Here is an 8,604-nt window from a genome sequence, read left to right on the forward strand (position 1 = left end):
GCATATTAGCGGCGGTTCATTTATCATCAGAATTACGGGAAAAAATTCTGCAAGAAGGGTTTTATGTGGCTCGGATTCATGACCAAGTATTTGAATTGGATATTCCCGATAATTTTCAACCTCGACTTTATTAAAAATTTAGATATAATACTAAATCCTGTTATTAAATGATTATTTATTCTCCCCTTTGACTTTTGCCTTTTGCATGAGTGCCTCTCCTGATATGTAGCCCATACTCAACGGATTTAGTACAAGGCAAAGTCGTCCTAAAAGGACAGGGTTTCAAACCGAGGATTTGCGGTGATACAATAAAGTTAGGCCAAAATGCGATCGCAAGAGATAAAGCATGGTTCAAGCACCCATCGAACCCCAACTTTTCTATCCTGACTCCGACGGTAAACCTATGGCCGACAACACAGTTCAATATCGCTGGATTGTTCGCTTGGTTGCCAATCTCAGGTATTTATTTAAGGAGCAAACCGTCTTTGTCGCTGGGGATTTGCTCTGGTATCCCCAGCAGGTAACTGTACCCCCCGCTCCCCGTCAAGCTCCCGATGCCATGGTAGTTTTCGGCCGTCCACCGGGTGAGCGCGGCAGCTATAAACAATGGGAAGAAGACAATATTGCCCCCCAGGTAGTGTTTGAAATCCTCTCTCCGAGCAATAGTGCCAGGGAAATGCTCAAAAAGCAGTCTTTCTATCGGGAGCATGGGGTATTAGAAATGTTTTTCTATGACCCAGACTCCCATGATTTCTGGGGATTGGTGCGGGCCAATCAGCAAGAGGATTTTTTCCCAGTAACGGCCTTGAATTTTCCTTGGACTTCCCCAATCCTAGGGATTCGGTTTGAGATGTTTGAAGAGGGTTTAGAGGTCTTTTATCCCGATGGGGAACGATTTAAAGACCCTGAAACCCTCTTTGAGGAACGCAACCAAGCACAACAAGAACGCAACCAAGCACAACAGGAACGCGACCGCGCTTTTGCCCGATTACGCGAATTGGGCATTGACCCGACACAGTTGTGACTATAATTAATCTTCCGCGGAGATACCGTCATCTTCCACCACCGCTTCGGTGATAGGAGAGGGCGGAATTTCCGTTAAGGGAGATAAATCGGCAGGGGGGGCCACCACGCGATCGAGTTTTAGGGTTAAATAACGAATAACCTCATCACTTAAACGCATGGCCCGTTCCATGGGGGCGACTTGTTTGCCGCTGGCCTGATAATTCATCTGCACATAGACACCATCATTGAGTTTTTTGATGGGATAGGCCAGACGTTTTTTACCCCACACCTTAACTTGAATGTCTGTGGCGCTGTGTTCGGTAATCAGAGTCCGATAACGTTCCACTTGTTGCTGAACGACTTCTTCCCCTAAATCGGGACGGAGAATGTAAAGAGTTTCGTAGTTATTGCTCATCTCAGAATCCTTATGGACTAGAAGGCTTCTTTGTCAAGACCGGAGGTTAATTGATTTTCATAACTCTCTAGCTTTTAATAAAGAAGCAAGGATATATGATCATACTACTATCCGAGAGTCGATCGCTAGTCATTCCCAGAAAAATATGGCGCAACGCTATGTACGAGTGAAACATCGTCAAGGACAAATCTTCTACGGACTGTTACAGCTAAACCGTAGCGTTGCCGTCTTTGATGCCCCTCCCTGGCAAGGAGGGCAACTAACCAAACTAGAATTAGAACCTGATAGCTACCAACTATTAGCCCCCTGTTTCCCGTCGAAAATTATTGCCGTGGGCAAAAATTACCGCGCCCACGCCGCCGAGATGGGAACACCTGTACCGGAAGAACCGCTTTTATTTCTCAAGCCACCGACGACAATTATCGCCGATGGTGAAACGATTTTTTATCCGCCCCAATCGGAAAGAGTGGATTATGAGGGAGAATTGGCATTAATTATGGGAGAAACCGCCAAAAACTGCACCACAGCCCAAGCCAGAAGCAAAATCTGGGGTTATACCATTGCTAACGATGTCACCGCTAGGGATTTACAGAAAAAAGATAGCCAATGGACGCGGGCGAAAGGATTTGACAGTTTTTGTCCCCTCGGCCCCTGGATTGTCCGGGAATTGAGTATCGGGGCGCAATTAACCACTTTTCTCAATGATGGCAGCGAACCCAAACAAAGCAGTTATCTCAGCGATATGGTCTTTCCTCCCGATGTCTTGGTGGCTTATATCTCTCAAGTGATGACCCTGCTGCCGGGGGATGTGATTTTAACGGGAACTCCCGAAGGAATCGGACCGATGCAGGTGGGGGATAAGGTTCGGGTGGAAATAGAAGGCATCGGGGTTTTGGAAAATAGCGTCATGGCAGCAGAAATCAATTAGCGATAATTAACAATCCTAGCGAATACGGCGGGGTCTAGACTCGCCCCACCGACTAAAGCCCCGTTTATCTGCGATTGAGCCATAATTTCATCGATATTATCGGGTTTTACCGAACCACCGTACTGAATGGTTACTTCGGGATTGTCTAATTGTTGCCGAATCAAACCGATAACGCGGTTGGCTTCCTCGCTTTCGCAGGTTTCCCCCGTGCCAATCGCCCAGATGGGTTCGTAGGCGATAACGAGGTTTTTTTGGTCAACATTGACTAAACCCCCTTGAATTTGCTTGATAATTACCTTTTCCGTTTCTCCAGCATCTCTTTGGGCTTTACTTTCTCCCACGCAGATAATTGGGGTTAAACCTTGTTTTTGGGCAGATATGACCCTTAAATTGACGGTTTCATCGGTTTCGCCGAAATATTGCCGGCGTTCACTGTGACCGATAACCACATAGTGAACCCCAATTTCGGTTAACATATCCGCCGAGATTTCGCCCGTATAAGCCCCCGATTTTTCCCAGTGGACATTTTGCGCCCCCAAGCGAATACGACCACCGTGGAGGGTTTTAGAGAGGACAGCTAAAGCTGTGAAAGGGGCGCAAAGAACCACTTCTCGGTCGTCGGGGGTTTCCTCTAGATGGGATTTAAAATCTTGCAAAAACTCCAAAGCTTCTCTCTGGGTTTTGTGCATTTTCCAGTTACCTGCAATAACAACTTTCGGCACAGCTTAATTAATTTAGTAGATTTGATAATTTATGGTACATTTTACTGTAAGCCTTTTTGTTACCCTAAGCAAGATCACCGATAATCGCTGTTTGTCGTGAACAGATTTTTTTAATACTTTTATACTAAATCGGGTTATTAAAAACTGATTATTTATTCTCCCTTTTGCATGAGTGCCTCTCCTGATATGTAGCCTATACTCAACGGATTTAGTATTACCTGTACCTATGCCCTAATCCCCTACCAAATCCTCATGCGAACCTTAGCAATCGGCGATATTCATGGTTGCTCGAAAGCTCTAGATCACTTACTAGAGATCGTCAACCCCAAACCGCAAGATACTTTAATCACCCTCGGTGATTACGTTAATAAGGGCAGAGACTCGAAAGGGGTGATCGATCGCCTGATTTCCCTACATAAACAGGGAAATTTGATTCCCCTCAAGGGTAATCACGAGATTATCATGCTGCAAGCCCGTAATAACCCCCTCAAACAGCGTCTCTGGTTAGAAAAAGGCGGTAAAGCCACCCTCAAATCCTATAGTGAAGGCCACCTAATTAAAATTCCTGAATCTCACTGGGATTTTTTAGGAAAAGTCTGTATAAATAGCTACGAAACTGCAAATCATTTATTTGTTCACGCTAGTCTCGATCCCCATCTACCCCTAGCCAGACAACCAGAATACAAACTCTTTTGGGAGAAATTTCAATATCCCGCCGCCCATAGTTCGGGAAAAACCATGATTTGCGGCCATACCAGCCAAAAAAGCGGGAAACCGATTAATCTCGGCCATGCCATTTGTATTGATACTTGGGCCTACGGCCAAGGCTGGTTAAGTTGTTTAGATGTGGAAACGGGGAAATTGTGGCAGGTTAACCAGCGAGGAAATTTTCGGATTAGCCATATTCAAGATTATTATCGTCCATCCTCTCTAGGTCAGGACATTAAGGACGGTTCGCCGATTTTTGGCCGTTCACTCTTGTCGAGAGCGGCAGCAATAACATTTAAGGGCAAATAACTGGGGTAAACTCCCTCGCGAGCGCGTTTAATATCCGTTTCCTCTAGGGGAAGTTGGTATTTAATCGCAATTGCCTTGAGGATATCGCCGCGATCGATCACTCCCGCTACGGCGGAGGCTGGTGTTAACACCGTGATCATGCGGTCGGGGATGGTTTCCAATTTTTGCACCACCGTCACTAAGGGGGTTTTTTCCTCAACAGTGGCAATTTCCCCGAGGGGATGGGCAATATCAAGCAGTTGTTTTTCTGACCAGAAACTCCGCTCGATCGCCTGTAAATCTGCCACCCGAATTAATCCCCGATAACGCCCCTCGGAAGCGGCAAAATAAGCAGTATTGGCAGCCGCTCGGTCTAAAACGTATTCTTGGGCGAATTCCTGTAGGGTTTGATGGGCGTTTAAAACCCGCAAATTTCTGCTCATCACCTCTCCCGCTTGCAAATTGAGGAGACTTTCCTGTAAATTAGTTAAATTATCGTAGGCGCGGGCATTTCTGAGGATAAACCAGCCCATTAATCCTAACCAAGCACCCCCCACATCTGCCGTCAAGAGAACCAAGAAAATCCCCAAAATAATCCCTAACCAACCGATGAATTGACCACTGATCGCAGCCCAATGTAAACCCTTCCAGCGATCGCCGGTCGCTTGCCAGACCATTGCTTTGAAAATTTGACCCCCATCGAGGGGTAAACCGGGGATAAGATTAAATAGAGCCAAAAACAGGTTAATTATCGCTAAATGTCCGCATATATAAGTTAAATTGGCGTTTAAATAGGGTAAGTGACTGGCTAGGGATAAGAGACAAAACAGGAGAAAACTAACGGCGGGTCCAGCGATCGCTACTTGCAGGGCCTCGGGAGGAGTCCGAGATTCTCGATCGATCGAGGCCATACCTCCAAAGAGAAACAGGGTAATGGAATTGACCTCGATGCCTTGGGACCGGGCCATGAAACTATGACCTAATTCGTGGAGTAAAACCGAGATAAATAGCAATAAAGCCATGATAAAACCAAGTAACCACGCTAAAACAGAACTCTGGGCGGCCAGAGACTGAATTTCTGCATCAGTGGCATTGATCAAGGTGACAAAAGCCAGAATCAAAAACCACGAGGAATCAATATAGAGAGGAATGCCCAATAAAGAGCCGATTCGCCAATTTGTAGGCATAATTTTCAGTGGGGAAGTGGGGGAATGGGGAAGTGGGGAAATGGGGAATGGGGAAGTGGGAAAGTGGGAAATGGGGAAGTGGGGGAATGGGGGAATGGGGGAATAGGGAAATGGGGGAATTCAGCTAAAACCCGAAAACCCGAAAACCCGAAAACCCCAACACCCCAAAACCCGAAAACCCGAAAACCCTAACCCCTAACCCCTAACACCTGTCCCCTTTTAGGACATTTGGAAAATAAAAGTCATTTTGTCGCCTTTACCGAGGGAAATGCGATCGCCAGCCCGGAGACGATGACGATTGCCGGGGGGTAGGGGAGTGTGATTAACGTAGGTTCCGTTAGCGCTGCCGCTGTCTTCGAGGTAATAGAGGCCCGCTTCGACGCGGATATCGCCATGAACCCGGGAGACGATATCAGAATCGGGAAAACCGGAAACATCGATATCGGGGGGAATGCGATCGTTAGGTTTGCCGATATGAATTACCGATAGATGTAGGGGTAATTCAATTTTGCTATCGGTTTGCAGGTGCTGCAAACTAGCTATTTCCGTCTGTAAGCGGGTGGCAGCCCGAACCGGTGGAGGGGCAACAGGAGGAGGTGCGATCGAGGCGACGGTGGGTGTAGGGACTGGTGGGACGGGTTCAGGTTCCGATTCGGGTTGGGCTGCCACCATGGGAACGGAATTAGGCTGTAAATTGTAGCCACACTGACCGCAAAAGGTGGCATCAGTTTGGATGGTTGCCCCACAACTAGGACAGGAAGACATCCGCGGCAAGGGAGTGTAACAGGCCTCGCATTGACTGGCCTCATCGGGGTTAGTATGTTCGCAATTAGGACAAACGATCATTTTTAAGGAAAAAGTAAAAAGTAAAAAGTAAAAAAGCAGATTAGGGGTTGGGGTGTTAGGGTTTTGGGGTTTTGGGGTGTTGGGGTGTTAGGGTGTTGGGGTGTTGGGGTTTTAGTTGAATTCCCCCATTTCCCTATTCCCCTGTTCCCCTATTCTCTAGACAAAAGAGGAACCAGCGGCCGCATCGAGCAACCAATATAATTCCCCGGCCGAGGGGTGGATGAGACGGGAAGGATAGGAGAAAGAGTCACCATAGGCAGAGAAAATCTCATGTAGAGCGGGGCGTTTACTTTCGCCGGCAGCGATAAAGATCACACAACGGGCCTGATTGATCAGGGGAACGGTAAAAGTTAAGCGGGGATTGCCGTCTTTCTCGCCGACGGTGATACAGCGATCGCTCACCGTTAAAGCTGCCGTGTGGGGAAAGAGAGAGGCGGTGTGACCATCATCGCCCATTCCCAATAAAATCAGGTCAAAAACGGGAAAATCGGGAGAATTGACCCCAAACCATTGGCGGAGATGATCATCGTATTTTTGGGCGGCCAGCTGGGGATCGGGGTCATCCGTGGGCATAGGATGAATATTAGCGGCCGGGATCGGTATGCGATCGAGCCATGCTAACCGGGCCATGCGTTGATTACTGTCAGGATGATCGGGACTAACGTAGCGTTCATCTCCCCAGAAAACGTGAATTTTTGACCAGTCGAGGGGTTGAGAGGATAAAGCTTCGTAGAGAGGTTTCGGGGTACTACCGCCGGACAGAGCGATGGTAAAATAGTCCTGTTGTTCGAGGCTGGTTGTGATTTTTTCCAGAACCAGTGCCAGAGATTTTGCGATCAGAGCTTGTTTATCAGCTAAAACTTCCACCAATTTCTGCATGGGTTTTGTTATCAACTCAGGGGGCTGTCTTTACTATAGGCTAACCATTCAGGACTCATCTGAGAGCTTGGGAAAATTTTATTCTTTGACAGCCTCTGTCTTAGGTAAGAGATACGGGGGGAAAACCTCGTCTGAGAGCTTGGGAAAATTTTATTAGACCTGCTGCAAAAGTAAGTTATCGAGGCACTATCGGGTTAAAATATCTAAAAAAATGGATAAATTTGACATAATATTAGGTTTTATCGATATTATAGTTTTCTATTGTCTTTTTTCTGCTCCTGACGACCGTCTCCTATCGACCGTCTCCTCGCCTAACGGCAGATTTTGGATTTTTGCAGGAGATCTATTCTTTGACAGGGATAAGTTTACCGATGCCATATTGAGGTAATATTTCTAGAGTCGATTCTCGAAGGGGGTTGACAAGCAGAACGATTTGACATAGGGTTTAGCGGGGGGTTGAGCGAGAGTTAATTAGAAATTGCAGTTTGTCAGAGTGCCTCTCGGCAAAATCCTTCTGGGAATCCCCAGCGAGAACTTTTAAACAGACTAGTCACTAACCCCGCCCTAAAAGGGGCGTGCCTAAACCAATTTAGGCGACGCAAGTAGAGACTACCGCATCGAGACACAATCTGGCACAGACCTCCGAATACTTCCCTAGTTCGGATTCCCTCTCAGCTTTATTGGTAAAGCGTTGTTAGACAAGACATCTTGATTGTGTTGCGGAAAGGGACTTTAACTTTACTCTTAAGGATTATCTCCATGCCAAGAGTTCCTGTTATCTCAAAAGACGGAAAACCGTTAATGCCCACCAAACCCAGTCGGGCCAGACGGTGGATTAAGGAAGGAAAAGCTATCGGTAAATTCAACGATTTAGATATTTTCTATGTCCAGCTAATCGATGAACCTTCCGATAGTAAAACCCAACCGATTGCTATTGCTATTGGTATTGACCCGGGGAAATTATTCTCTGGAATTGGTGTTCAATCCTCCCTTTTTACTCTTTGGAAGGCTCACTTAGAACTTCCTTTTAAACGAGTAAGAGAACGACTGGACAATCGCTGCTTAATGCGAAGAGGACGTAGAGGAAGACGGATTAACCGCCAACTTTCTTTTAATCTAAGAGCGCATCGACAAAAACGATTCTCAAATAGAAGAACAGGAAAATTAGCTCCCTCAATCAGAGCTAATCGTCAACTTGAACTTCGAGTCGTTTCCGAACTAACCAAAATCTATCCAATTACCGATATTTACTTTGAGTACATCAAAGCCGATATTGCTCTAACTTCTGGTAGAAAAGGAGCTAAGTCTGGAAAAGGTTTTTCGTCGGTTATGGTTGGACAAAAATGGGCAATTGAGCAACTGTCTCAATTGGCAACAGTCCATACTCGCTTTGGTTGGCAAACCTCTAATCTCAGAAAATATTTGCGACTAGAAAAGTCCAAAAATAAAGCAGAACAATCACCAGAAAGCCATGCTAACGATGGCATTGCTCTTGCCTGTTTTCAGTTTTTAGATTATTGGCCATTTCACAATTCTAATAGTCATGGATATGATTGGAAGGGTTCTGTTAAAGTAACAAACGCTCCCTTTGCTGTCATCAAACGTCCTCCTATTAGTCGTCGTCAA

The 8,604-nt window shown here is 46.3% G+C and carries 9 protein-coding genes; 4 read left to right on the forward strand and 5 right to left on the reverse strand.

The annotated features are described in order from the left end of the window. The first annotated feature begins 346 nt into the window (after positions 1-346). The gene (locus tag PX636_RS11135) at positions 347-1,024 is read left to right on the forward strand and encodes a Uma2 family endonuclease (protein WP_288117200.1); all 678 of its coding nucleotides are present in this window, start codon (positions 347-349) and stop codon (positions 1,022-1,024) included. 6 nt (positions 1,025-1,030) lie between these two features. Here the strand turns inward: PX636_RS11135 and rpsF are convergent, their stop codons facing one another. Further along, the gene (gene rpsF / locus PX636_RS11140; RefSeq protein WP_004163403.1) at positions 1,031-1,420 is read right to left on the reverse strand and encodes a 30S ribosomal protein S6; all 390 of its coding nucleotides are present in this window, start codon (positions 1,418-1,420) and stop codon (positions 1,031-1,033) included. 145 nt (positions 1,421-1,565) lie between these two features. Between rpsF and PX636_RS11145 the strand changes: the two genes are divergently transcribed. Continuing rightward, complete coding sequence (locus PX636_RS11145; protein ID WP_288117202.1) at positions 1,566-2,348, forward strand: fumarylacetoacetate hydrolase family protein; 783 nt, start codon at positions 1,566-1,568, stop codon at positions 2,346-2,348. On the opposite strand, the gene tpiA is transcribed toward PX636_RS11145, so the two are convergent. Then, positions 2,345-3,070 carry a triose-phosphate isomerase gene (gene tpiA, locus PX636_RS11150; protein ID WP_288117203.1) on the reverse strand — a complete coding sequence of 242 codons (726 nt, stop codon included), beginning with the start codon at positions 3,068-3,070 and terminating at the stop codon, positions 2,345-2,347. The genes PX636_RS11145 and tpiA overlap by 4 nt on opposite strands. A 252-nt stretch (positions 3,071-3,322) precedes the next feature. Here tpiA and PX636_RS11155 point away from each other — a divergent pair, with 252 nt between their 5' ends. Beyond that, complete coding sequence (locus tag PX636_RS11155; RefSeq protein ID WP_288117205.1) at positions 3,323-4,087, forward strand: metallophosphoesterase family protein; 765 nt, start codon at positions 3,323-3,325, stop codon at positions 4,085-4,087. On the opposite strand, the gene PX636_RS11160 is transcribed toward PX636_RS11155, so the two are convergent. The 3 genes from PX636_RS11160 to pgl form a co-directional block, all read right to left on the reverse strand. Continuing rightward, positions 4,006-5,253, reverse strand: coding sequence for a site-2 protease family protein (locus PX636_RS11160; protein ID WP_288117206.1), 1,248 nt, complete (start codon positions 5,251-5,253; stop codon positions 4,006-4,008). The genes PX636_RS11155 and PX636_RS11160 overlap by 82 nt on opposite strands. A 219-nt stretch (positions 5,254-5,472) precedes the next feature. Continuing rightward, positions 5,473-6,099: a double zinc ribbon and FHA domain-containing protein gene (locus PX636_RS11165; RefSeq protein WP_004163407.1), complete on the reverse strand. Its 627-nt coding sequence runs from the start codon at positions 6,097-6,099 to the stop codon at positions 5,473-5,475. 156 nt (positions 6,100-6,255) lie between these two features. Next, positions 6,256-6,978 carry a 6-phosphogluconolactonase gene (gene pgl, locus PX636_RS11170; RefSeq protein ID WP_004163408.1) on the reverse strand — a complete coding sequence of 241 codons (723 nt, stop codon included), beginning with the start codon at positions 6,976-6,978 and terminating at the stop codon, positions 6,256-6,258. Positions 6,979-7,737: 759 nt separating this feature from the next. Here pgl and PX636_RS11175 point away from each other — a divergent pair. After that, the coding region (locus PX636_RS11175) for an RRXRR domain-containing protein (RefSeq protein WP_288117208.1) at positions 7,738-8,604 on the forward strand (867 nt) is incomplete at its 3' end.

The organism is Microcystis sp. M53598_WE2, assembly GCF_030067735.1.
GTDB lineage: Bacteria > Cyanobacteriota > Cyanobacteriia > Cyanobacteriales > Microcystaceae > Microcystis > Microcystis aeruginosa.

Bases quoted from the DNA above. Each gene is read 5' to 3' on its own strand.
- pgl (WP_004163408.1), bottom strand. From the start codon at position 6,978: ATGCAGAAATTGGTGGAAGTTTTAGCTGATAAACAAGCTCTGATCGCA.
- PX636_RS11160 (WP_288117206.1), bottom strand. From the start codon at position 5,253: ATGCCTACAAATTGGCGAATCGGCTCTTTATTGGGCATTCCTCTCTAT.
- PX636_RS11135 (WP_288117200.1), top strand. From the start codon at position 347: ATGGTTCAAGCACCCATCGAACCCCAACTTTTCTATCCTGACTCCGAC.
- PX636_RS11155 (WP_288117205.1), top strand. From the start codon at position 3,323: ATGCGAACCTTAGCAATCGGCGATATTCATGGTTGCTCGAAAGCTCTA.
- rpsF (WP_004163403.1), bottom strand. From the start codon at position 1,420: ATGAGCAATAACTACGAAACTCTTTACATTCTCCGTCCCGATTTAGGG.
- PX636_RS11145 (WP_288117202.1), top strand. From the start codon at position 1,566: ATGGCGCAACGCTATGTACGAGTGAAACATCGTCAAGGACAAATCTTC.
- PX636_RS11165 (WP_004163407.1), bottom strand. From the start codon at position 6,099: ATGATCGTTTGTCCTAATTGCGAACATACTAACCCCGATGAGGCCAGT.